Source organism: Nonomuraea sp. IBHARD001, from assembly GCF_056106265.1.
The window spans coordinates 770637-795323 of sequence record NZ_JBWBBW010000002.1; the positions used below are offsets into that span (position 1 = coordinate 770637).

Genomic DNA, 24687 nt, shown 5'->3' on the forward strand with positions numbered 1-24687 from the left:
GTCCGCGTGCCCTGCGGTCGTCAGACGGGGGATCAGACGACGGCGGGCGGGATGTTGTGGTTCAGGCGGAAGATGTTCTGCGGGTCGTAGACGGCCTTGATCTCGGTCAGGCGCTGGAAGTCCTTCGGCTCGTAGGCGGCGGCGACGTTCTTGGCGTCGTCCGCGCCGTTGAGGAAGGTGAGCGTCTGGCCGCCCGTGGTCCAGGGCGCGAGGGCCGCGAACACACGCTCGTGCGCGGGCCTGACATCGGCGATCTCGGCACGTTCGAGCCGTGAGACCACATTGATCGCGAAACGCGCGCTCCGGTGGCCGATGGCGTTGGGCACGGCCGGGGGCCGGGCGAGCCGCCCGCCGAGGTGACGCAGCTCGACGACGTGCGGCACCGGCTGGTGCGGCCCGACGAGCTCCAGCAGCGCGCGCACGGTGGAGGCGTCGAAGTCGCTCAGCAGCGCCGTGCCCGACTCGAACGTGCCGGGGAAGGGCGGGTCGTTGTGGATGGACCCGGACTGGGCGAAGGGCAGTTCGGTGACGGTGTCGATGAACGGGTTGAGCGCACGGAACGGCGCCACCAGCCCCTCACCGGCGCCGAGGGAGTCGGCGGCGTATGCGATGCGGACGTGCACGACATAGCGGCCACGCAGCGGCGGCGGCAGCGCGGGGACGTCGGGGAAGGCGATCAGGCCGATGGAGGAGGTCAGCTCGTCCGGCACGGTCGTCGTCCACTGGGCGTAGGTGTTGAGCACCTCGGCCGCCTGGCTCGCGTCGAAGAACAGCCCGCCGCCGTAGATCGTGGTGATCGGCATGAGGTCGATCTCGATGCCGGTCACCACGCCGAAGTTGTCCCTGCCGCCGCGCAGCGCCCAGAACAGGTCGGGGTCGGAGGTCTCGGTGACATGGCGCAGCCTGCTGTCGGCCGTGACGACGTCGATGCTGCGCACGTGGTCGGCGGCGAAGCCGTACCTGCGGGAGAGCAGGCCGAGGCCGCCGCCGAGGGTGTAGGAGATCACGCCGACGCCGGGGGCCGAGCCGGACAGCGGGGCCAGGCCGGCGGCCGCGGCCGCTTCGATCACCTTGTCCCATGTGGTGCCGGCGCCCACCCAGGCGGTCCCGGCCTCGGCGTTGAGGCGCACCTCGGCCAGCCGGGAGGTGTTGATCAGCACGCCCTCGTCGGCGGCGACGGCGGCCAGCGCGTGTCCGGTGCCCTGCACCGCGACGGGAAGCCCATGCGTGCGGGCGAAGGCCACCGCGACCTGCACGTCCGCAGGGCTCGCAGCGCCGATCACCACATCGGGGCGGTGCTGGCGTGCGGTCTGGTGCCCGGCGCGCTCGGCGTCGTAGCCTTCGTCGTCGGGGACGTGGACCGGCCCCTTCAGCTGCTTGGCCAGCGTGTCGATCGCCTCGGCGTCGACACCGGTGACCTTCTTTTCCTCGTGGTCGAAACGGCTCATCAAATTCCCACCTCTGCCGGTTTTCGGGGATTCGCCACTGGATCGGCCATACGACAACACATGACGGCTCGCTGGGCCTCGTCATGGTTGTGAAGTTTAGTAAAGCTACTGTACTATTAGCGGGATTATATTGTCAAGCAGCCTGACAAATGGATTGCACCAGAAAGGTCGCCCGACATGACGACGCAATCCGAGGGGCGCGGCGAGGAGGGCACGCACCAGCCGCCGCTTCCCGCACTTCTCACCCGGGCCAAGGACATCACGATCGAGCTGCTGCACCAGCGGCTCGCCGAGGAGGGGCTGGAGGGGATCCGCTATCGGCACGGATCGGTCTTCCGGTACATCGACGACGAGGGATCGCGCCTGACCGTGCTCGCCGATCGCGCGGGACTCAGCAAGCAGGCCATCGGCGAACTGGTCGACGAGCTGGAACGGCTCGGCTACGTCGAACGCGCCACCGACCCGAAGGACCGCAGAGCCAAGATCATCCAACTGACCGGGCGAGGCGTGGAGGGCCAGGCGGCCGCATCGCGCATCCTCGGCGACATCGAGCAGTGGTGGGTCCAGCGCCTCGGCGAGGACCGCATCGCGATGCTGCGCGGCACGATCAAGGAGATCATCACCCTGCACGGCGGCTAGGAGTCGCCCTCTGTGCGAAAAAGCGGAACCCGCTCGTCAGAGCACGCGGCCCCGCCGTCACGGCAAGTGCGTCCCAAGTGTCACCTTCCGGCAGAGGAAGGCGATGCCAAGTCGCCGCCAAGCCTGCGGCAAGACGGATGGGCGACGGTAGGGGACGTGTATCCCCGAGCCCCATGGCGATCCGCGGCGCGGCCCGTGCCGCGCGTGGCGACCCTGACGGCTGTACCCGGGGTACTCGAAGGGCGCTTTCCGCACAGAGGGTGGACTTCTACAGGAGGAGACTCCAGACATGCCAACGCTATGCAAGCCGTCGGTGCGTGTGCCGGAGTATGTCATCACACTGGACGACACGCTGAGATTCGCCGAGCAGGCTCACGCGGGCAAGCCGCAGCTTCCGTTGGCGCTTCGACTGATCACGAACACGGGTGTGCAGAAGCGGCACCTGGTGCAGCCCATCGAGGAGGCGCTGCGCCACCCCGGCTTCGAGGAACGCAACCGCATCTTCGAGCTGGAGTCGCAGAAGCGATGCCCGGAAGTCATCGCCGAGGCCCTGGCCAACGCCTCGCTCACGGTGCAGGACATCGACGCGATCATCTACGTGTCGTGCACAGGGTTCACGATGCCCTCGCAGACCGCATGGCTGATCAACAACCTGGGCTTCAGGTACAACACCCGGCAGATCCCCATCGCGCAGCTCGGCTGCGCGGCCGGAGGCGCGGCGATCAACCGCGCACACGACTTCTGCAAGGCCTATCCCGACAACAACGTCCTGATCGTCTCGTGTGAGCTGTGCTCGCTGTGCTACCAGCCCGAGGACGACGGCGTCGGCTCGCTGCTGTCGGACGGCCTGTTCGGCGACGCGGTCGCGGCGGCCGTGGTACGGGGGAGCGGCGGCACCGGTGTGGCGCTGGAGCGCAACGCCTCCTACATCATCCCGGACACCGAGAACTGGATCTCCTACGCCGTGCGCTCGACCGGCTTCCACTTCCAGCTCGACCGCCGGGTCCCGGGCACGATGGAGCCGCTGGCCCCCGTGCTGCGCGAACTCGCACTCGAACACGGCTGGGACGTCGGCAACCTCGACTTCTACATCATCCACGCGGGCGGCCCGCGCATCCTGTCCGACCTGAGCAAGTACCTCGGCGTCGACAACAGCATGTTCCGCCACAGCTGGTCGACGCTGACCGAGTACGGCAACATCGCCAGCGCCGTCGTGCTCGACGCGCTGCGACGACTGTTCGAGGAGGACACGATGTCGCCGGGCGCCACCGGGGTGATCGCCGGCTTCGGGCCGGGCATCACGGCGGAGATGTCGGTGGGCACCTGGTCCCAGGACGGGCGGACCGGCATCGAGCGCATCCCCGAGGTAGCGGCGGCGTCCCGCTGAGGCCAGGCCGCCCACCGTCGGCGCGCGGACGCGTGCCGCCCACCCCGCAGCAGTCAGGAGGCAGCGTGAGCAACGACCACCCCACGCCGGACCGGATCATGGAGATCGCCAACGGCTACTGGGCCACCGGCATCCTCGGCTCGGCGGCGAAATACTCGCTCTTCACCCATCTCGACGAGGGCGTCGACACCGCCGAGCAGCTGGCGGCCAAGGCCGGGATCTCGCTGCGGGGCGCGCAGACCCTGCTCGACGGGGTCGTCGGCCTCGGCCTGGTCGAACTGCACGGCCAGAGCTACCGCAACACCGCCGAGTCGTCGGAGTACCTCGTCGAGGGCAGGCCGGCCGGTCTCAGCGGCTACGCGAAGCTCAAGCTGGGCCAGATGGACAAGCTGGGCAGCCTGCTGGAGGTCTTCCGCACCGGAGGGCCGGTCGCCGCCATGACCGAGGTGGCCGACAACCCGCACTGGGAGGACGTGGTCCCCGCCATCGCCGCCCAGTCGGTCCCGGTGGCGACGGTCGCGGCCGACCTGCTCGGCCTGGCGGAGGCCGGGGAGATCTCGATCCTCGACCTCGGCGGCGGCTCGGGCATCTTCTCCGCCATCTGGCTCGAACTCAACCAGCGGGCCCGTGCGACCCAGCTCGACTGGGAGCCGATCAACGCCATCGCCCGCAGGCTGCTGAAGGAGCGGGGGGTGGCCGAGCGGTTCACCGTCGTCGACGGCGACCTGCACACGGTGGACTTCGGCCAGGACGTCTACGACGTCGTCGTGTACTCCCACGTCGCACACCAGGAGGGCGCCGAGGACAACATCGCGATCTTCAAGAAGGTCAGGGCTGCGCTCAGGCCCGGCGGCACACTGGTCGTCTGCGACTACGTCGTCGACGACGACCGCGGCGGGCCGTTCTTTCCGCTTCTGTTCGCCTCGGAAATGCTGCTCAAAAGCAAGAAGGGCGGGACCTGGCGTAAGAGCGACTACCGGGCCTGGCTCGGCGAGGCGGGATTCGACGACATCACGTTCCATTCGACGTCGTCGCCCACGACTTTGGTCTTCGCCCGATAAAAGCCGGAGGATATTACGCGATTCTCGGTAAACACGCGCGGCCGGTCGCCGTACCTTCCCCGGCTTCTGGCCGCGGTGGCGCGCCCGCCGCGCGGCGGGTATTCTCGTCCCGGTGCATCTGAGTAGGTGTATCGAATTCAACGTGCTGGGTTCGCTGTCCATCCGGCGAGACGGTCAGGACCTCCTGGAGATGACCGGGAAGCCCAGGCAGGTGCTCGCCCTGCTGTTGCTCAACGAACCGCACCGGGTCTCGACCAGCTCGCTGATCACCGAGCTGTGGGACAGCTCGCCGCCGCGCAGCGCCGCGACCACCCTCCAGACCCACGTCTTCTATCTCCGCACGGAGTTCGCCAGGAAGCTCGGCGTGCCACGCGACCTGGTCACGCAGGACCTGCTGCAGACCCGCGTCGGCGGCTATCGCGTCGACCTGGGCAAGGCCACCTTCGACCTGCCGGAGTTCCACCGGCTGCGCTCACTCGGCCGCACGCTGCTCAACACCGGCGACGTCCTCGGCGCCAGCCGCCTGCTGAGCGAGGCGCTCGGCCTGTGGCGGGGCCCGGCCCTGCTGGACGTCGATCACGGCAGGCTGCTGCGGGCGGCGGTCGCCGAGCTCGACCAGTCCAGGCTGGACACGCTGGTGCTGTTCTTCGGCACGCAGCTGGACATGGGCAGGCACCGCGAGATCCTGAGCGAACTGGCCAGGCTCGTCGTGCGCCACCCGCATCACGAGGAGCTGCACGCGCAGTTCATGATCGCGTTGTATCGCTCTGGATATCGCACACAAGCCCTTGAGGTGTTCGAACGGCTCAGACTCGGTATTCAGGACGAGTTCGGCATCGAGCCCTCCAGCCGCATCACCCGCCTGTGCGGCCTGATGCGGGTGGCCGACACCGCTGCCGTCGACGCCGCCAGTGGGTACGGCAACGCCAAGGCCGGGTGACGGCCCGCGTCAGGCCTGCAGCACCGGGAGCTCGCTGGGCAGCGGCCACACCGGCCGCTCCTCCAGCTCGGGGTCGGAGGTCAGGATGGCGTCGTAGTACCTCTGCAGCTTGAGCGAGGGCTCAAGGCCGAACCTGCCGACCATGTCGGCCCGCAGCCTGCGGAAGGCCTCCAGCGCACGGGCGCGATAGCCCGATCGGTACAACGCGATGATGAACTGCGCGTGCAGCCCCTCGTTGAACCGGTCGAGCGAGACCAGGTTCATCAGCTCGCCCAGGATCTCCCTGTGCCTGCCGAAGCGCAGTTCGAGCTCGATGCGGTGGTTCAGCATCGTCGCCTTCGACTGCTCGAGACCGGCCACCTCGGCCCGGATGCTCGGACCCGGCTCGACGCCGGCCAGCGCGGGGCCGTTCCACATCGACAGCGCGGTGCGGAAGTTGCGTGCGGCCTTGACCAGGTCGCCCTCGGCCATGGCGGCCACGCCCGTCTGCTCGCGCTGACGGAAGCACCTGAGGTCGAACCAGGAGGACTCGGTGACGAACTCATAGCCGTTGCGCGCCCTGCGCAGGATCTCGTTGCCGACGACGTCCATGGTGAACCCGGTCGCCTCGGCGAGTCTCTTGCGCAGTTCGAAGATGTAGATCTGTACGGCGGCGCGTGCCGTTTTCGGTGCCGCCCCGTCCCACAACTCGTCTATCAACGCGGAGGTCGGCACGACCCGCGAGTAGTTGAGCAGGAGCAGAGCGAGAATCTGCCGCGGCTTGCGGGCGACGGGCGCCATCTCGCCGTCGGCACTCAGGATCCGCAGCGGCCCAAGAAGGTGAATCCGGATGTCGATTCTCCTCTCTGGACAACGGGTCTGGCCTGGCCATGACACCGTTCCCCTTCCGTCCCTGCGCCGGTGAGATCACCGGATGGAGCGCGACAAGAAGAGTCGCGGGCACCGGTGCTCCGCCGTACCGGCGCCGGGCCGGCTTCCCTGGAGGCGGCGCGGTCGACGAGGAGCCTCCGCGCGTCGCGTGATGTGAACAGCCATGGCCGTGTGGCCACTACCCCGTTGGCTGGACCCTAGTCGCGAACATGTAAACCGCTAATTCTTAACAAAGAAATATCGAATTTCGATCTCAATCTTTGCCTGATCGTATATTCGTCACAGATGGTTTGTCAAGAAGCCTGATTATTCACTCTCTGTAATCGAATTCGAGTCGCGCCAAGTCGTCACCAACTCGCCGAACAGTCCCAGCCAAGTCCGGTGACCGATGCTGGGCAGCGGTAGCCGCGACCGCAGGATCCCCGCCGGATCGCAGCGACGTCGGGCGCCGCTGTGGTGTGACCGAGTCGAAGGGACGAGTGCATGACCGCAGAAACCACGCTCGCGCGATTCCGTGAATACATGGTGGGACCTGCGCGGTTCATGAACCTGCTGTCGGTCTTCGAGCTGGGCGTCGTCGACGCGCTGAGGGGGAGCGAGGGGCTGACGGCGGCCGAGCTCGGCGCCGTGGCCGGGGCCAAGCCCGAAGCGGTGGAGCAGCTGCTGTTCCTCCCGGTCAAGGAGGGCTTCATCGCCTTCGACGAGGCGTCGGGCCGCTACACCCTGGACGCGCTCGCCGACCTCGACGACCTGGAGCTCAAGCGACCGCTCGACTTCATGGACAAGATCAAGGTCACCACGCTCAGGCAGCTGTTCTACCTCACCGAGAGCGTCAGGTCCGGCACGCTGGTCGGCCTGCGCGAGCTCTACGGGTTCGAGGGCGACCTCTACGAGGCCATGACCGTGCACGCCGACCTGCGTGAGTCCTGGTCCAGGCTGATGGACTCGGTCACCGCACGCATCGACCCCTGGTTCTTCGGCAATGTCGACATCCCGCCGGGCTCGCGGGTGCTCGACCTGGCGGGCAACACCGGGCTCGGCGCGCTGCACACCCTCAAGTACCGGCCTTCGCCCGGCCTGACGGTGACGACGTTCGACCTGCCGGGGCGCGAGGAGGCGTGCCTGCGCACCTTCAAGGAGGCCGGAGTCGACGACCGGTGCTCGTTCATCGGCGGCGACGTCTTCGTCGAGGTGCCCAAGGGCTTCGACGTCGTCCTGATCAAGCACTTCCTCAACATGTTCGACAAGAGCGAAGTGTTCAAGATCCTCAACGGTGTGCGCGACTCGCTGGAGGTCGGCGGCCAGGTGCACATCCTGGTGCCGATCTACTCCGAAGACATCAAGGAGTCGTGCACCGTCGACTACTACCCGAGCTTCTTCCTCGGCTGCGCCACAGGTCAGGGCGGCCCGCAGAAGCTGTCGACCTTCGTGAGCTGGCTGGAGGAGTGCGGGTTCACACTCACGAAGGCCATCGCGCAGCACCCCTCGGAACTGCCGCCGGACGCCCTTCCCCTGCAGGGCATCCTCAGCGCCACCAAGAGCGTGTGAGCGCCCCGGGCCTCCCGCACCGCACGACCACCCTTGCACGCACCGCACGACTCGGAGGGATCAGAACATGACCACAGCAGCCACGCTCGCGCGATTCCGCGAATACATGGTGGGACCCGCGCGGTTCATGAACCTGCTGTCCGTATTCGAACTGGGCCTCATCGACGCGCTCAGGGGCAGCACCGGCCTGACCGCGGCCGAGCTCGGCGCGGTGGCGGGAGCCAAGCCGGAGGCCGTGGAGCAGCTGCTGTTCCTGCCGGTCAAGGAGGGCTTCGTCGCACACGACGAGGAGTCGGGCCGCTACACCCTCGACGCGCTCGCCGCGGTGCCCGAGGCCGAGCTCAACGGCGTGGTCGGCTTCATGCAGTTCATCAAGGTCGTCACGCTCAGGCAGCTGTACTACCTCACCGAGAGCGTCCGCAGCGGCACCCTCGTCGGCCTGCAGAAGTTCTACGGCTTCGACGGCACCCTGTACGAGGCGGCGGCCACCCACCGCGACATCGGCGACCCGTGGTCGCGCGTGATGGACGCCACGACCGCCCGCATCGACCCCTGGTTCTTCGACAACATCGACGTGCCCGAGGGCTCGCGGGTGCTGGACCTGGCCGGCAACACCGGTCTCGGCGCCATCCACACGCTGAAGTACAAGTCCTCGCCCGGCCTGACGGTGACGACGTTCGACCTGCCCGAGCGCGAGGAGGACGCCCTGCGCAACTTCCGCGAGCAGGGCGTGGACGAGCACTGCTCGTTCATCGGCGGCAATGTCTTCGACACCATCCCCAAGGGCTTCGACGTCGTGCTGATCAAGCACTTCATCGACATGTGGGACAAGGACGACGTCCTCAAGATCTTCGCAGGCGTCAACCAGTCGCTGGAGGTCGGCGGCCAGGTGCACATCCTGGTGCCGATCTACCCGGAGAACGTCAAGGACACCGACAACTACACCATCGACTTCTTCCCGAGCTTCTTCCTCGGCTGCTCGATGGGCTACGGCGGGCCGCAGAAGGTCTCGGTGTACCGCGCCTGGCTGGAGGAGGCCGGGTTCAAGGTCACCCAGACGCTGACCAAGGACCCCGCCGACCTGCCGAGGTACGCCCTGCCGGTGCAGGCCATCCTGTCGGCGACCAAGACCGCCTGACCCGGGGCCGGTCGCGGCCAACGCGGGACCGGCGACGACGCGACCCGCACCCGGCCCGCCCGTACGGCGGGCGCCGGGGCGGGTCGCCGAGCCGTCCCGCTCCACTGCACGCCAGAGAAGGGGAGCACGATGACGTCGAAGCAGGCCTCGCGAGTGTTGATCATCGGCGCCGGGATCGCCGGAATGGCGGCGACGATCGCCCTGAGGCGTGCCGGGGCCCAGGTCGATCTCATCGACATCGCGCCCGAGTGGAAGGTGGCGGGCGCGGGCCTGACCATCACCGGGCCGACGCTCAGGGCCTTCCAGCAGCTCGGCGTGCACGACGAGGTGGCCGAGCTCGGCTATGTCGGCGAGGGCATCCGCATGTGCACGGTGGCGGGCGACCCGATCAGGGACATCCCCACCGCCATGCCGCCGGGCTCGGGCGTGTGCGGCTCGGGCGGCATCGCCAGACCGGTGCTGTACAAGATCCTCTCGGCCCGTGTGCTCGGCTCGGGCGTCAGCCCGCGTCTCAGCACCTCCGTCGCCGGGATCGAGCAGGACGACGACGGCGTCGACGTCACCTTCAGCGACGGCGGCACCGGCCGCTACGACCTGGTCGTCGGGGCCGACGGCATCTTCTCGCGGACCCGCGACCAGGTCCTGCCCGGCTCGCCCGGCCCCGAGTACACGGGCCAGAGCGTGTGGCGCACGTTCGTACCGCGTCCTTCGTGGGTCGACCAGCGCTACTACTTCCTCGGCGGTGAGGCCAAGGTCGGGTGGACGCCGATCTCGCCGACCGAGATGTACCTGTTCGTGGTCGAGCGCACGCCGAGGCTGGTCCGCGAGCGCCACGAGCTGCCCGAGGGTCTCATCCGCCTGCTCGAACCCTACGGCGGGTACGTCAAGGAGATCAGGGAGTCGATCACCAAGGACACCGAGATCGCCTTCAGGCCGCTGGAGTCGTTCTACCTCCCGGCTCCCTGGTATGCCGGGCGGGTCATCCTGATCGGCGACGCCGCCCATCCCACGACGCCGCAGCTGGCCTCCGGCGCGGGGATCGCGGTGGAGGACGCCCTGGTGCTCGGCGAGGAGTTCGCGGCACGCGACACGGTCGCCGAGGCGTTCGCGGCCTTCACCCACCGGCGTGAGGAGCGGTGCAAGCTCGTCGTGGAGAGCTCGATCGAGATCGGCAGGCTGGAGCAGATCCAGGCGCCGCCCGAGGAGCAGACCGCCGTCATCAAGAGGGCGATGGAGAAGCTGGTGGAGCCGATCTGAGGCCGGGCCGGCCGGGCGTGCGCGGACCGGCCGGTGTGGATCCGGGGGTGGCGGGAGCTGTCGATGCTTCCGCCACCCCTTTCGCGTGTGCGGGACCGGTCTGTGCGATATGGCATGTCCTGCCGTACCGGCTCGACCGGTATTTCCCCGGCGCGTGAAGTCGGGCGGTTAGGAGTTCTTAAGTGGATTTTGAGTGAGCGTTCCTAGCCTCGAAGAAAGCAGACATTTTGCGCGATTTGTGAAGGGCTGGCCCGGTGGCGGGGAGGTTAAGGGCCAAACAAATTCCACTGGTTCGAGGTTATTTATAGGTCGCTTTCCTATTTCGGGCGGTTCGATGTGCCGGCAAACATGAGCCGAATTATGGATCGCCTGCGAAACGCGCTACCGATCACGCGCGGGGGTACTGAGCACGGTTCGGCAGAAAATCGACAACTGACCTGACCCGGAAAGACGCTAATGACTACCGCATCAGTCGTCAGGATCGCGCATCACCATACCCCGCCGGGCTCCGTCCGGCGGGCCGACAGACAGCCGTCAGACGCCCAGGAGGCTTCCCAGATCATGGTGAGGTTTCGGGCGCTTGGCCCTGTGGAGGCCACGGTCTGCGACAGGCCGGTGGACCTGGGGGCGCCCAAGCAGCGCGCGTTGCTCGCCCTGCTGGTGAGCCAGGTGGGGCAGCCGGTGCCGGTGGACGTCATGCTGGAAGTGCTGTGGGCCGGTCATCCGCCGCCGTCGGCGATGACGTCGTTGCAGGCGTATGTCTCCAATCTGCGCAGGTTGCTGGAACCCGAGCGTGCGCCCAGGGCTCCGGCGACGGTGTTGCGCACCACCCCCTTGGGCTACCTGCTGGACCTCGACGCCGTCGACGTCGACGTCCGCCGTTTCAGCGAGCACGCCAAGGCCGGATGGCGCGCCCGCGACAGGGGCGACTCGCGGCAGGCGCTGGGGGAGTTCGAGTCGGCGCTGGCGTTGTGGCGTGGCCAGGCCTATCCGGAGGTCGCCGACGCGCCCTGCGTGGTGCCCGAGGTGGCCAGGCTCGAGGAGTTGCGCCTGTCGGTCTTCGAGATGCGCTGCGCCGCACTGCTGGCCATGGGCGCGCACGAGGTGGTCGTGGCCGAACTCGGCGCCTTCATGAAGGCCAACCCCCTGCGCGAGCACGGGTGCGAGCTGCTGAGCCTGGCGCTGTACCGGGCCGGGCGTCAGGCCGAGGCGCTCGAAGTGCTGCGGACCATGCGGCTGTCGCTGAACGAGGAGATGGGCATCGACCCCGGTCCCGCCCTGCAACAGCGCTGGAGCGAGATACTCAACCACGCGCCGACCCTGGACTGGCGGCCCGTGCCCGCCGTGCCGACCGTGCCCGCGCAGGCCGAGCCCCCCGCCCCGCCGAGAGCCGTGCCCGCCGTACCCGCGCCCGCGCCGCCCGCCGACGCCGAGACGTTCGTCGGCAGGCAGGAGGCGTTGCGCCGGTTGACCGAAGAGCTGGTCGCGGCCGAGGCGGGCCGGGGCAGGGCGGTCACGGTCTCGGGCGAGCCGGGCATCGGCAAGACCAGCCTGCTGCGGCGTTTCGCCGAGCTCGCGGGCGTCCCCGTGCTGTGGGGCGCCTGTCCCGAGCACGTGTCGGCGCCCTCGCTGTGGCCCTGGGAGCAGGTGTTGCGCGCTGCGGCGGTGGCCTTTCCCGAACACCCGCTGCCCGCACCCGTGGCCGAGCTGCTGGAGCGCGACATCAGGGCGGCGCCCGACGACGAGGACGCCGCGGGTGTGGCGTTACGGAGGTTCGAGGCGATCGTCGCCTATCTCACCGAGGTGTCGCAGAGCACTCCTGTCATGATCATGCTCGACCACTTCCACCGGGCCGATCCGTGCTCGCTGCGGCTGCTGGCCCACCTCGCCGAGTCGGCTCCGGCGCTGCGGCTGCTGCTGGTGGTGTCCTACCGCTCGGACGAGGCGCCGATCCTGTCGGAGACGCTGGCCTCGCTGTCGCGGGGCAAGCTGGCACGCGTCGATCTCGAAGGCCTGGACCCCAACGACACCATGGCCCTGGCCGGGACCGTGCTCGAGCAGGAGATCGGCATGCGCACGGCCGAGGGCCTGTGTGCCCGCACCGAGGGCAATCCGTTCTTCCTGCTGGAGCTGATCAAGCTGATGACCAGCGAGCAGCGCCTGGACGACCCGCACACCGCCCCCGTGCCCGTGCCCGTGCGGGAGGTGGTGCTGCGCCGCGTGGCCCGGCTGCCACGGCCCGCCGCCGAGCTGCTTTCGGTGGCGGCCGTCGCGGGCAGGCACTTCGCCATCGAGGTCGTCGCCGAGGTCGTGCCGATCGAGATCGACGCGGCGCTGGCCATCCTGGACATCGCGATCGAGGCGGGGCTCGTGGTGGAGGACCAGGAGCGGCTCGGCTGGTTCCACTTCACCCACGCCCTGGTCGCCGAGACGTTGTACGAGACCACCGGACGGCTGCGCAGGGCGCGCCTGCACCGGCGGCTCGGCGTGGCGGCCGACATGGCGTGGGGCCGTGGCGCGGTGAGCACGGCCGAAGGCGCCGGGCAGTGGCTGCAGGCCCAGGACGCCTCGGTGCCGCTGACCCTGCTGCCGAGAAGGCCGGCCCACCAGCCGGTCACGGCGGCGCCGCAGTACGACAGCGGGGCGCCTGGGGCGCCTCCCGCCTGGTCGGCGGCCGCATGGCCGTTGAGCAGCCTGACCCGGACGGCAGAGCAGCCCGGCCTGCCGGCCGACTAGTCCCCAGAAGGAGAGACGACAACCATGGTTTCGACGGAGACTCCCGTGACCGTATCCACCGATGTGCCGTTCCTCGACGTGATGGCACCCGACTTCGACTTCGGCTCGCCCGAGGTCATGGCGGCCCAGGAAAGCAGCTGGTACGCCGACAGCCCGCTCGGCCTCCTTGTCCTGCGATACGCCGAGGCGCAGGAGTTCCTGCGCGACCGCAGGCTCGACCACAACGGCCGCGGCTACATGGAGCAGAGCGGCGTCGTCCAGGGCCCGATCTTCGACTGGTTCGTCCCCATGATCAACAACCGCGACGGCGACGACCACAGGCGGCTGCGCGGCCTGGTCACCAAGGCGTTCACGCCACGCATGATCAACGAGCTGCGGCCGTTCGTCCGCGAGCAGGCCGTGCTCATGGCCGACCGGATCGCCTCCTCCGACGTCTCGGAGTTCGTCGACAGCTTCGCCGACCCGCTGCCGCTGGCCGTCATGTCCAAGCTGCTCGGCGTGCCGAACGAGGACTACGACACCTTCCGGCTGTGGACCAACGACATCGGCCTGGTCTTCAGCATGGTGCACGGCGCCGACATCGTGGCGCGCGTGGAGAAGGCCGTGGTCGGCCTGAACGACTACGTCGCCTCGCTCATGCGGGAGAAGGCCGCCAAGCCGGGCGACGACCTCATCTCCACCCTGGTGCAGGTCCAGCGGGCCGAGGGGCAGGTCTCGGAGGAGGAACTGCGCAACCTCCTGGTCACCCTGGTCTTCGCCGCGCACGACACCACCTGCCACCAACTGTCGGGCGCGATGGTCGTCTTCTCCAAGCACCCCGACCAGTGGGACCGGCTGGCCGCCGACCCCGACCTGGCGCCCAAGGCCGTCGAGGAGCTGATCCGCTGGATCCCCTCGACGCCGATCATCTACCGCTGCGCCTCCGAGGACTTCGAGTACGGCGGGCTCCAGGTGACCAAGGGCACCTTCCTCACCATGTGCGTGCAGACCGCGCAGCGTGACCCGCGTGTCTTCGACGACGGCGGTGTCTTCGACATCACGCGGACCAGCCCGGCCGCGCCCCTGCTGTTCGGTGCGGGACCGCACTACTGCCTGGGTGCGGCGCTGGCCAGGGTGGAGCTCGCCGAGGCGCTGTCGGCACTGGCCGAGCGGCTGCACCCGCCGACCGTCGCGGGCCCGGTGAGCTGGCGCCCGCCGACCGGCATCCACGGTCCGAACAACCTGCCGCTGAGGTTCGGCGCCCGTGCGCGCTGAGCACGGCCGGGGCCGGGACGGCAGGGAAGCGGGATCAGTGGTCCGGGTCCGGCGCCTCGGGCGCGGGACGGCGCTTGCGCGGCACGGCAGAGCGGGGCGGCTGGGCGCGCATGTGGTCGCGCACCCTGGTCATGATGTCGCCCAGGTGGTCGAGGTCGTCGCCGGACAGCGGCTCGAACAGCATGCGCCTGGTCACCTCGACATGGCCGGGCAGCACCCGGTCGACCAGCGCACGGCCGGCGTCGGTGACGGCGACCAGGGTGGAGCGCTCGTCGTCGGGGCTGGGGTGCCGGGTGATGAGCTCGGCCTTCTCCAGCAGGGCGGCCTGGTAGGTCAGGCCGCTGCGGCTGTAGACGACGCCGTCGGCGAGCTGCGTCATCGTCAGGGGACCGTCGGCGGACGACAGGCGGGCCAGGAGCTGGAACTGCACGTAGCTGATGTCGCCTTCGGCGCGCAGCTGCAGTTCGACCTGGTGCTGAAGCAGGCTGACGGCTTCCATGAGTGCGAAATAGGCCCCCAGTTGCCGGGGGTCGAGCGCCGGGCCGTCGCCGGCTTCGGCATCGGGACGGGAGCCAACCATCTCGTGAGTGTACATGCTTCGAACCAAAACTACTCGATGGTCTTTCGGGGTTGCTTCGAAGTCAAAGTAGGCTAGATTGGTGCTTTGACTTCGAAGCACGTGAGGAAGGATGACCATGAAGGCAGTGCGGTACCACTCCTACGGCGACACCGACGTCCTCGTCCACGAGGAGGCCGACCGTCCGGAGCCGGGTCCTGGCCAGGTCCTGGTGAAGGTGGCGGGCGCCGCGTTCAACCCGGTCGACGCCTCGATCCGGGCCGGGTACTTCCCCGAGATCTTCCCGCTCGTCCTGCCGCACATCCCGTCCTACGACGTCTCCGGCGTCGTGGCCGAGGTCGGCGAAGGCGTCACGAACTGGACCGAGGGGGACGCGGTCGTCGCGTTCCTGCCCATCGCCGGGCGCGGCGCCGCGGCCGAGTACGTGGTCGCGCCGGCCGAGGACCTGGCCGCCGCGCCCCGCACCGGCGACCTGGCCGACGCCGCCGCCCTGCCCTCCGTCGGGCTCACCGCCTGGCAGGCGCTGTTCGACAGTGTCGGGCTCAAGGCCGGCCAGACCATCCTGATCAACGGAGCCGGCGGCGCGGTGGGCGCGTACGCGGTGCAGCTCGCGGTGCGGACGGGTGCGGTCGTGACCGCGACCGCCAGCCCCGCCAGCCGCGACCGCATCCGCTCCTACGGTGTCGACGAGATCGTCGAGCACACCGAGACCCCGCTGTTCGAGGCCGTGGCGGGCCGCAGGTTCGACGTGGTGCTGAACCTGGTGCCGCCGAGCCCCGAGGACCTCACCCGGCTGTTGGAGCTGGTCGCCGACGGTGGCGACTTCGCCAACACCATCCCGCCGGGCCCGGAGAGCGCCGACCGGGGTGTGCGGATCCACCAGGTCTTCGGCCGCAGCAACGCCGAGCAGCTCGCCGAGCTGGTCGGTCGCGTCGACGCCGGAGAGCTGACCCTCTACGTGGCCCAGCGCAGGCCGCTCGCCGAGCTGCGCGCCGTGCACGAGGAGGCCGCGGCAGGAAAGCTGCCCGGCAAGACAGTCCTGATCCCCTGACCTGCGACCGCAGGCCCGGCTAGGGGGCCGACCGCGCCCAGCCGGTGGGTAGCAACGAGAACGAGGAGTGCGCCTGTGCTTTCGACCCTACATTCGGACCCGGTTGGCTCGACCCTGCAGCGCCTGCTGGCAGCCGAGGACCAGCAGGACCTGGTGACCGCCTTCGCGGACGCGGGCGTGGACATGAGGGGCGACTACCCCGCCGACGTGAGCGCGGCCGATCTGGCCGAGCGCACCAAGAACATCATCATGTCGGTCTCCCGTGAGGGCGGGCAGCTGCTCTACCTGCTCACCAGGGCCGTCAAGGCGCGGAACGTGGTGGAGTTCGGCACCTCCTTCGGTATCTCGACGCTCTACCTCGCCTCCGCCGTACGCGACAACGGCGGCGGGCGGGTGATCACGACCGAACTGCAGGCCGACAAGGCGCGCGCGGCCGAGGAGAGCTTCGCCGACGCGGGCCTGTCCGACGTCATCGAGTTGCGGCTCGGCGACGCGCGGGAGACGCTGAAGGACCTGTCCGAGCCCGTCGACGTGCTTCTGCTCGACGGCTGGATCGACCTGCGGCTGCCGATCCTCCAGGTGGTCCAGCCCCACCTGCGGCCCGGCGCCCTGGTGATCGCCGACGACATCGACCTGTACACCGGTCACGACTTCGCCCAGGACTTCCTGGCCTATGTCAACGACCCGGCCAACGGCTTCCTGACCCTGCGCCTGCCCGTGCACCAAGGCGTTCAGGTGTGCCTCAAGCTCAGCTGACCCATGGCGTTCGTGGACTCGTTTCAGGAGGACCGGTCTGCGGGCTGTGCGCTCCGGCCTCGGGGGCCGGAGCGACGGCGGGGCGCGTACACGTCAACCCCGCCGCACGACCCACCCGCCCAGTCGTCCTGAAACGAGTTCGCCATGATGGACATCAAGATCCTTGGACCGTTGTCGATCCACCACGGCACCGTGGAGATATCACCCACCGCGCAGAAGTTGTGCACGGTGCTGGCGCTGCTGCTGCTCAACCATCCCAAGGTGGTGCCGGTCTCGGCGCTGATCGACGAGCTGTGGAAGGACGTGCCGCCGAAGAGCGCGCGGGCGGCGTTGCAGATATACGTCTTCCATCTGCGCAAGATGCTCACCCAGGCGACCGGCCAGACGCTGGCCGAGGTGTCGGAGCGCACCCTGCAGACCGTGCACAACGGCTACCGCTTCGTCATCGAGGAGGGGCAGTTCGACCTGAGCGTCTACGACCGGCTGCGGCGTGACGGGTGCACCGCCATGGGGACGGGCGACTACCGCTCGGCCGCCCAGCACTTCCGCCAGGCGCTCGACCTGTGGCGCGGGCCCGCCGTGGCCGACGTCGAGCCGGGCCCGAGGATCAGGGCCGAGGTCGCCGCGCTCGAACAGTCCAGGATGACGCTGCTGGACTACCGCATCGAGCTGGACCTCAGGCTGGGGCTGCATCGCGAGATCCTCAGCGAACTGGCCGTGCAGACCCTGCGCAACCGCCTGCACGAGAACCTGCATGCCCAGTACGTGATCGCGTTGTACCGCTCGGGCTATCGCATCAGGGCGCTAGAGGCCTTCCACCGGCTGCGGCACAACATGCTCACCGAGTTCGGGCTGGAGCCTTCGCCCAAGCTGAAGGAGTTCCACCAGGCCGTGCTGACGCTGGACCCGGCGCTCGACGGCGCCGAGGTGGTGCCGCTGCCGCGCAGGCCCTCGGTCGACCTGCCGGAGATTCCGGCGCTGGCCAGCTCCTTCTGAGCCGTCGGGCGGGCGCCCCGGGGGGAGAGCACCCACCCGCGTGCCAGGAGGCGGCTGCTACCTGTCGGCTGCCGCGAGCACAGTGCGGATGCAGTCGTCGACGAGGCGCTCGGCCCGCTCACGCGGCACCGCTTCGTCGATGTGGGTGAAGTTCCAGTTCAGCTGCCCGTGGCTGGTGCTGACCGACGAGGCGAAGTAGCCGACGACCGAGATGCCGCCCACGAACTGCGCCCCTGACAGCCGCCATCCGCCTGCGATGTCGGGGAAGTCGAACCTGCCGATGTTGGACACGAAGAAGTTGAACGAGCCCTGCTCCTCGATGTAGCGCACGAGCGGCTCGCTGTCGGCCACGCCCATCGGTCCCTGCCTGGCCAGCAGGCTGAACACCGAGTACTGCTCGCCACCGCTCCTGCGGGCGGCGATGTCCTTGTTGATGAAGCGGGCCATCGTCCACAGGTCGTCCGGCCGGTAGGAGACCACCGAGTGCACGGCCGAGACGAAGCACCCGACCTCCTCCTCGGTGATCGGCCGGTCGAGTTCGTCCCTGAAGGCGACGGGGGAGCCGACGGCGAAGTGCGCCCTGGGCCTGGCGCCCGCGTCGCGGGCCACGGCCGAGGCCATCGCAGCGGCCAGCACGCCGTGCAGCGTGACGCCCTCCTTGCGGCAGGCGGCCAGCAGGCGCTCCAGCGCGTCGGCGTCGAGGTGGCGGTGCAGCACGCGCGTCTTGCGCAGGTCGAACGGTACGAAGTGGTCGGGTACCACCCGGCCGACCACGCCGTCCTGCGCCTCCTCCTGCTCCTCGCCCGCGTCGGGGTCCTTGTCGGGCAGGACGCCCGCCATCTCGCGGAAGTGCGGCGGGAACAGGTCCTCGACGGCGACGGGCACGGGGCCCGCCGCGCTCTCGGGGGCAGCGGCCGGTGGCTCGGCGGCCAGCCGTACCCACTGGCGGAGCAGGGCGAGTGCGGTCGTGCCGTCGGAGATGCAGTGCGGGACGCTGAGGATCAGGTCGTGCACGTCGCCGGGCTGCGTGAGCAGGACGGCGCGGGCCAGCGGGCCGGAACGCCAGTCGATCGACTCGGCGAACTCGTGCTCGTTGATCTCGCGCTCCCAGCGCCCGTCCTCGAACTCGGCCGAGACGACCTGGCGCAGCGGGATCGGGTTGGCGGTCGGCACGAACGCGGGGCCTTCGGCCGGCTCGTCGGTGATGGCCAGGCGCAGCAGCGGCTGGCGGGCCTGCAGGGCGCGCAGGGCCTCGGTCAGCGCGTCGGCCGACACCTCGCCCTCGATGCGCACGCGGGCGCTGACATTGAGGGTGGAGAGCTGATCGATGATCCAGTACCAGCGTTCCGTGGGGCTCAGCGGCCTGGAGGGCGGGTAGGCGTCGACGGTTTCGAGGTTGCTGATGGTCGGGGAGTTCATGGCATTGGTCCCAATCGCGGCGGAATTTGCGGCGAATACTGAGATAAATCGGAATAAAGGCGAGAGTCGCCAGATGGGGCGATATTAGCAACCATACAACAATTGTCAAACGATGCAGGCGGTCGTGATCAATTGCAGTAATTTGGAGGGCTTTGGAGACAATTAAGCGATTTTCAAGCGCGCCGTGATTGTCTGGCGAATAAGCCGGTGGGCTCTGTCTGCCGCGAGGAACGTGCTGGTGGGCGGTCATGTGCAGGACGTATGACGCCCCGCCGGCGATATCGACATGTGAAAGAGAGCCAACAGTGGTGCCGGGGGCGGAAGCCGGTCGGATCAGCGCCGGAGTAGCGGCTGAACCGGCGGTTTCATCAGGGGCGCCCCGCTTTTCCGACCCCTTTCCACGCCCCGACATCACAGCAGCCAGGAGGCATACCGCTATGAGCGATTCGGTAGTCGTCCAGACCCCTCCCCCCTTGATCCAGATCGACCCCTCGGGCACCGACAGGCACGGCGAGGCGGCCAGGATGCGCGAGCTCGGGCCGGTCATCCGCGCCGAGCTCCCCGGTGGCGTCGAGATGTGGGTGATCACCGACTACGCGCTGCTCGCCGATGTCGCGGCCGACCCGAGGGTGGGCAGGGACTGGCGCAACTGGGACGCCCTGCGGCGCGGCGAGGTGCCCGACGCCTGGCCGCTGCTCAGCATGATCCGGCTCAACAACGCCATGGCCCGCGACGGCGCCGAGCACAGGCGGCTGCGCAAGCCGCTGACCCGTACCTTCACCCGGGCCAGGGTCGAACGGCTGCGCCCGAGGATCGAAGAGATCGTCAACGCCATGCTCGACGACCTGCCGGGCCACGCCGGGCCCGACGGCATCGTCGACGTGCGCAAGCACTACGCCTACCCGTTCCCCATGCAGGTCATCTGCGAGCTCATCGGCGTGCCCGAGGAGTGGTGGCCGCGCTTCCGCGAGCTCATCGACACCGTCATCCGCGCCGACACGACGGCGGAGGAGTACCTCGCCACCCAGCAGGAACGGCACGAGCTCTGGCAGCGCCTGTTCGCCATGCGCAGGGCCGAGCCCGCCGACGACCTGACCAGCGCGCTGATCGCGGTCAACGGCGAGGAGGGCGAGGCGCTCACCGACGACGAGCTCGAGGACACGCTGTGGATGCTCATCGGCGCCGGGCACGAGACGTCGATCAGCCTGATCGTCAACGCGACGCGGGCCCTGCTCAGCCACCCCGACCAGCGTGAGCTCGTCCGCTCCGGCGACGCGGGCGCCTGGTCGAAGGTCATCGAGGAGACCCTGCGCTGGGACGCGCCCGTCGGCAACTTCCCCGCCAGGTTCCCCACCGAGGACATCACGGTCGCGGGCGTCACCATCCCCAAGGGCGACGCCATCCTCGCGACCTGGAGCGGCGTCAACCGCGACCCGGCCCAGTACGGCGCCGACGCCGACCGCTTCGACATCGACAGGCCCAACCAGAGGCACCTGGCCTTCGGCGGCGGCCCGCACGTGTGCATCGGCCCGGCCCTGGCCAGACTGGAGGCGGCGGTCGCGCTGCCCGCGCTGTTCGCACGGTTCCCCGACCTCAGGCTCGCCGTCGACTCCTCGGAGCTGACCGCCGTGCCGTCGATCTTCTCCAACTCCGTGACCAGCCTGCCCGTCCATCTCGGCGAGCCCAGGGGCTGATCGCGCCCCGTTGCCGGTGGTTGCCGCCGCCCCCACACACCCGGTGGCAACCACCAAGCGCGTGCGCGCACGCGTCGTAGGCTGGAGCGCATGGCCAGGCCACAGACGATCGACGACTACCTCGACCGCTTCCCCGAGCCCGCACGCGCCCTCCTCGCGCAGATCCGGGACCTCGCCCGTGAGACGCTGCCCGACGCCACCGAGGCCATCAAGTGGGGCCATCCCGCCTGGGTCCATCCGTCGGGCACGATCCTCTTCATGCTCAGCGGCCATGCGAAACACGCCGGCGTCGCCTTCACCCCGAGCACCCGCGAGGCCTTCGCCCCGGCCCTCACCGCGTTCGCGACGGGAAAGGGCACGGTCAAGCTCCCGTACGACGAGCCCGTGCCCACCGGCCTGCTCCGCGATATGATCATCCACCGCCGCCGGGAGCACGAGGACGACGGCGTGCTGTGGATGTGAGGCGGTCGAGCGGCACGGGAGCTTGAGTGCACAAGATCCATCTGACCGCCGGCGACCTGGCCAGGGTCCGGGTGATCTCGACGCTCGGCCCGATGGCGGAGACGGTGTTCAGCCTGGAGGCGCTGCGCAGCCAGGCGGAGTCGGCGACGTTCGGGGCCTGGCGGCGCCGGGTCCGGGCCAGGCTCGACGCGCGCCACACCGTGCTGAGCGCGATCGCGCCCGCCAGATCGCCGATCTTCGACCTGGCGAGCCTGTCGGGCGAGGGGCCCGACATGGCCGAGAGCGAGCAGCGCTTCCTGGCCAGGACCAGGCATGACGTGCACGCCGAGCTCGACTACTACGCCCAGGCGCACGGACGGGTGCCGCAGGTGCTGGCCGGGGTCGTCGACCTCCTCGACGCCAGGCGCGAGATGCTCTCCGTCGTCGACGCCTACCACCGCACGGCGGTCGGCCCGCACTGGGAGCGCATCAACGCCCACCTCGAAGCCGAACGCGCCAGGCGCGGCGTCGTCGTGCTGGAAGGCGGCGTCGAGAGCCTGCTGTCCACGCTGCATCCCGCCATCAGCTGGCAGTCGCCCACGCTGGCCGTCGACTGCGGGCAGCGCTCACGTGCCGACATCGTCCTGGACGGGCGCGGCCTGACCCTGGCCGCCTCCTACTTCCTGCGCAAGCCCGCCGTCATGTACGACGCCGCCAGCCCCGGCGAGCGCCTGCTCCTGCTCTACCCGGCTCCGCTGGCCATCGGCCAGGCGGCGGGCGTGTGGTCGTCGGGCACGACGACCGAGGCGCTGGCCGTGCTGCTCGGCCGTACCCGGGCCGCCATCCTCACCACCCTGGCCGACGGCACGGCGACCACCGGCGCGCTGGCCCGCCGCCTGGACGTCACTCCCGCGGCGATCAGCCAGCACACCAGGATCCTGCGCGACGCCGGACTGATCACCACCCTTCGTCACGAGAACGGCGCCGACCACCACGTCACCGGGGTGGGCATCGCCCTGCTGAACCAGGAGCCGGGGACCGCGGCGCCCTACGCCTGAGGCGGCGGGCCCAGGACCGGCACCGACCAGGCGATCGCCGCCGCGGCCGTGCACACCTGGACGGTGACCGTCGTCGCGGGCGTGCCCGCCGCCGCGCGTACCAGCACGTCGACCGACTGCGACCTGACCGAGGGCGAGAGCGGCACCGGCCTGCGCAACACCTCCACGCTCACCGTCGACGGCGACGCGAGCACCCAGGAGGCATGCCGTCCCACGCCCGGCATCACCTCGGCCAAGACCCGCTCCCGGCCGGTGACCCCCGTGCCAGGCAGCCCCGGCAGCTACGACGTCGTGTACGAGATCGCGGTGTCCAACTCCGGGGCGGGCGACGGGGCCTACGACCTGTCGGACACGGTGCGGTTCGGCAAGGGGGCGACGGTCGTGTCGGCGTCGGCCGTCAACACCGCGCCCGGGTCGCTGAGCACCGAGCCCGGCTTCGACGGCGCCGCCCAGCCGGTCATCGTCACCGGTCAGGCACTCGGCGCCGGTCAGGCGCACACGTGGCGGGTGACCGTACGGTACGCGGCCGACGCCGCACAGGCCGAGCCCGGGAGCTCCGACTGCACGGCCGACGACGGCGAGGGCGGGCGCACCGGTCTGCGCAACGAGGCCTCGACGACGGTCAACGGCCTGAGCGGCGAGGTGGACTCGTGCGAGCCGTTCGGCGTGGTCAGGGTGGTGAAGTCGGCCGCGCCCGGCGATCCCCAGCCAGGCGACAAGGTCACGTACACGGTGACGCTCACCAACGACGGCGAGGCGGACTACGTTGGCGCGTCGTTCGTCGACGACCTGACCGGTGTGCTGGACGACGCCACCTACAACGACGACGCGTCGGGTGGTGCGACGTACGCCGAGCCGAAGGTGTCGTGGCGGGGTGACGTCGCCAGGAAGAGCGAGGTGAAGATCACCTACAGTGTCACGGTCACCGGCGAGGGCGATCTGAGGCTCGCCAATGCGGTCGTCTCGCCCGGCACCACCTGCCCGCCGGGAGCCGAGGAACCGGACTGCTCCAGCATCCTGCTGCTGCCGCAGCTCGACGTCGCCAAGACCGCGAGCCCGGCCGCGCCCGAGCCCGGCGAGAACGTCGTCTACACCGTCACGATCACCAATACCGGCCTGGCCGACGCCCGTGCCGTCAAGCTGACCGACGACCTGCGCGACGTCCTGGACGACGGCCGCCACAACGACGACGCGGCGCCGCCTCCGGCCTCGGTCGACGACGGACGCCTGACCTGGAGCGGCGACATCGCCATCGGCGCGAAGGCCGTCATCACGTACTCGGTCGTCTTCGACCCGATCGGCGACCGCGTGATGAAGAACGTCGTCACCGTGCCCGGCAGCAACTGCCCGCCCGGCTCGCCGGACCCGCGCTGCCGTACGGTCATCCCGGCCGACGCCCAGGACTGGGGCGACGCGCCCGGCTACCTGGGCACGCGCACGCGTGAGGGCGGCGCCTTCCATGCCGTCGACCCGCGGCTGACCCTCGGCGCGGGCGTGAGCGCCGAGCGCGACGGGCAGCCGTCGGCGTCGGCGGACCTGGACACGTTCGACGACTCCGTCGCACGCCTGCTGCCGCTGCGCGTAGGCGCACGGGAGTACGTGCTCCGTGCGGCCGTGCACAATCTGACCGGGCGTCCGGCGCTGGTGGCGGCCTGGATCGACTTCGACCGCGACCGCGCGTTCGAGCGTGCCGAACGCCTGCTCGGCACGGCCGCACCCGGCGACACGACCGTGACCCTGCGCTGGCGCGACCTGCCCGCACTCGAGCCCGGTCGTACGTATGTCCGCGTCCGCGTGTTCGGGGAGTCCGTCGAAGGCAGGCGGGCCGCCCGGGACCCCCTTCACGACGGCTACGGCGGGATCGGCGAGGTCGAGGACTACAGCCTGGAGATCGGCCGGGCGCGGCGGCAGGGCCTGGTCATCGGCAAGAGCGCCGTCAGGTCGGGCGACCGCGTGACCTACACGATCACCGCGTCCAACCCGTACGGCACGCCGTACCCGGGGGCCGTCGTCACCGACGATCTTCGCAATGTGCTGGACGACGCCCGGTTGGTCAGGCGGGGGGCAAGTGCGGGCGTGCTGCGTTACGACCGGCCGGTGCTGACCTGGAAGGGCGACGTCCCGGCCCACGCCAAGATCACCATCACCTACACCGTACGCCTCACCCGCAAGGGCAACCTCACGCTCACGAACCGCGTGATCGGGCCACCGGATTCGACCTGCCATCGGGGGTCACGCGATCCGAAATGCACGACTCACGTCAAGGTGCGTAAGTTGGATAAAGCGGTAGTCCGCGGAATTTAATAGGTACTGATCTTGCTGGGTTGAGTGCGCCGAGTCATTTCTCGGCGCACTCAACCTTTTTCTTTCGGGAATGGAGATCAGGTGACCAGGGCATGGCCGGGTGTATTAGGGGT

At 69.5% G+C, this 24687-nt stretch carries 20 protein-coding genes; 16 read left to right on the plus strand and 4 right to left on the minus strand.

Features of this window, described 5'->3' with window-relative positions; translation table 11 throughout:
• Positions 1–32: 32 nt before the first annotated feature.
• Entirely contained in the window at positions 33–1448 is a 1416-nt protein-coding gene (locus ACTWNK_RS05790; protein ID WP_474302477.1) for an FAD-binding oxidoreductase, read from the minus strand.
• A gap of 177 nt (positions 1449–1625) precedes the next feature.
• Here ACTWNK_RS05790 and ACTWNK_RS05795 point away from each other — a divergent pair, with 177 nt between their 5' ends.
• From ACTWNK_RS05795 to ACTWNK_RS05810, 4 genes are all read left to right on the plus strand, one after another.
• A complete protein-coding gene (locus ACTWNK_RS05795) occupies positions 1626–2087 on the plus strand; it encodes a MarR family winged helix-turn-helix transcriptional regulator (protein WP_474302478.1) in 462 nt (153 codons plus the stop codon).
• A gap of 289 nt (positions 2088–2376) precedes the next feature.
• Positions 2377–3474, plus strand: a complete 1098-nt coding sequence (locus tag ACTWNK_RS05800) for a type III polyketide synthase (protein ID WP_474302479.1) — start codon at positions 2377–2379, stop codon at positions 3472–3474.
• A 65-nt stretch (positions 3475–3539) separates the two neighbouring features.
• Positions 3540–4535: a class I SAM-dependent methyltransferase gene (locus tag ACTWNK_RS05805; protein WP_474302480.1), complete on the plus strand. Its 996-nt coding sequence runs from the start codon at positions 3540–3542 to the stop codon at positions 4533–4535.
• 142 nt (positions 4536–4677) lie between these two features.
• Positions 4678–5475: an AfsR/SARP family transcriptional regulator gene (locus ACTWNK_RS05810; RefSeq protein WP_474302481.1), complete on the plus strand. Its 798-nt coding sequence runs from the start codon at positions 4678–4680 to the stop codon at positions 5473–5475.
• Positions 5476–5484: 9 nt separating this feature from the next.
• Here ACTWNK_RS05810 and ACTWNK_RS05815 read toward each other — a convergent pair whose 3' ends face one another.
• The gene (locus ACTWNK_RS05815; protein ID WP_474302482.1) at positions 5485–6255 is read right to left on the minus strand and encodes an AfsR/SARP family transcriptional regulator; all 771 of its coding nucleotides are present in this window, start codon (positions 6253–6255) and stop codon (positions 5485–5487) included.
• Positions 6256–6828: 573 nt separating this feature from the next.
• Between ACTWNK_RS05815 and ACTWNK_RS05820 the strand changes: the two genes are divergently transcribed.
• The 5 genes from ACTWNK_RS05820 (at position 6829) to ACTWNK_RS05840 (ending at position 14278) form a co-directional block, all read left to right on the plus strand.
• A complete protein-coding gene (locus ACTWNK_RS05820) occupies positions 6829–7893 on the plus strand; it encodes a methyltransferase (RefSeq protein ID WP_474302483.1) in 1065 nt (354 codons plus the stop codon).
• A 67-nt stretch (positions 7894–7960) separates the two neighbouring features.
• Positions 7961–9031 (plus strand): methyltransferase, encoded by a 1071-nt coding sequence (locus ACTWNK_RS05825; protein ID WP_474302484.1) that lies wholly within the window; start codon positions 7961–7963, stop codon positions 9029–9031.
• 129 nt (positions 9032–9160) lie between these two features.
• Positions 9161–10288, plus strand: a complete 1128-nt coding sequence (locus ACTWNK_RS05830) for an FAD-dependent oxidoreductase (RefSeq protein ID WP_474302485.1) — start codon at positions 9161–9163, stop codon at positions 10286–10288.
• Between the two features lie 561 nt (positions 10289–10849).
• Positions 10850–13024, plus strand: a complete 2175-nt coding sequence (locus ACTWNK_RS05835; protein ID WP_474302486.1) for a BTAD domain-containing putative transcriptional regulator — start codon at positions 10850–10852, stop codon at positions 13022–13024.
• A gap of 45 nt (positions 13025–13069) precedes the next feature.
• A complete protein-coding gene (locus ACTWNK_RS05840) occupies positions 13070–14278 on the plus strand; it encodes a cytochrome P450 (RefSeq protein WP_474302487.1) in 1209 nt (402 codons plus the stop codon).
• A gap of 34 nt (positions 14279–14312) precedes the next feature.
• Here the strand turns inward: ACTWNK_RS05840 and ACTWNK_RS05845 are convergent, their stop codons facing one another.
• Positions 14313–14858, minus strand: coding sequence for a MarR family winged helix-turn-helix transcriptional regulator (locus tag ACTWNK_RS05845; RefSeq protein WP_474302488.1), 546 nt, complete (start codon positions 14856–14858; stop codon positions 14313–14315).
• A 115-nt stretch (positions 14859–14973) separates the two neighbouring features.
• Here ACTWNK_RS05845 and ACTWNK_RS05850 point away from each other — a divergent pair, with 115 nt between their 5' ends.
• The 3 genes from ACTWNK_RS05850 to ACTWNK_RS05860 all read left to right on the plus strand — a co-directional run bounded on the left by ACTWNK_RS05850 (position 14974) and on the right by ACTWNK_RS05860 (position 17658).
• On the plus strand, positions 14974–15906 hold the full coding sequence (locus ACTWNK_RS05850) for an NADP-dependent oxidoreductase (protein ID WP_474302489.1): 933 nt from the start codon (positions 14974–14976) through the stop codon (positions 15904–15906).
• Positions 15907–15981: 75 nt separating this feature from the next.
• Positions 15982–16662 carry an O-methyltransferase gene (locus ACTWNK_RS05855; protein ID WP_474302490.1) on the plus strand — a complete coding sequence of 227 codons (681 nt, stop codon included), beginning with the start codon at positions 15982–15984 and terminating at the stop codon, positions 16660–16662.
• Between the two features lie 144 nt (positions 16663–16806).
• The gene (locus tag ACTWNK_RS05860) at positions 16807–17658 is read left to right on the plus strand and encodes an AfsR/SARP family transcriptional regulator (protein WP_474302491.1); all 852 of its coding nucleotides are present in this window, start codon (positions 16807–16809) and stop codon (positions 17656–17658) included.
• A gap of 57 nt (positions 17659–17715) precedes the next feature.
• Here ACTWNK_RS05860 and ACTWNK_RS05865 read toward each other — a convergent pair whose 3' ends face one another.
• The gene (locus ACTWNK_RS05865; RefSeq protein WP_474302492.1) at positions 17716–19077 is read right to left on the minus strand and encodes a condensation domain-containing protein; all 1362 of its coding nucleotides are present in this window, start codon (positions 19075–19077) and stop codon (positions 17716–17718) included.
• A gap of 437 nt (positions 19078–19514) precedes the next feature.
• On the opposite strand from ACTWNK_RS05865, the gene ACTWNK_RS05870 reads away from it, so the two are divergent.
• The 4 genes from ACTWNK_RS05870 to ACTWNK_RS05885 all read left to right on the plus strand — a co-directional run bounded on the left by ACTWNK_RS05870 (position 19515) and on the right by ACTWNK_RS05885 (position 24574).
• Positions 19515–20771 carry a cytochrome P450 family protein gene (locus ACTWNK_RS05870; RefSeq protein ID WP_474302493.1) on the plus strand — a complete coding sequence of 419 codons (1257 nt, stop codon included), beginning with the start codon at positions 19515–19517 and terminating at the stop codon, positions 20769–20771.
• Between the two features lie 90 nt (positions 20772–20861).
• The gene (locus tag ACTWNK_RS05875; protein ID WP_474302494.1) at positions 20862–21233 is read left to right on the plus strand and encodes an iron chaperone; all 372 of its coding nucleotides are present in this window, start codon (positions 20862–20864) and stop codon (positions 21231–21233) included.
• A 26-nt stretch (positions 21234–21259) separates the two neighbouring features.
• Entirely contained in the window at positions 21260–22270 is a 1011-nt protein-coding gene (locus ACTWNK_RS05880) for an ArsR/SmtB family transcription factor (RefSeq protein ID WP_474302495.1), read from the plus strand.
• 63 nt (positions 22271–22333) lie between these two features.
• Entirely contained in the window at positions 22334–24574 is a 2241-nt protein-coding gene (locus tag ACTWNK_RS05885) for a DUF7927 domain-containing protein (RefSeq protein ID WP_474302497.1), read from the plus strand.
• Positions 24575–24687 lie beyond the last annotated feature (113 nt).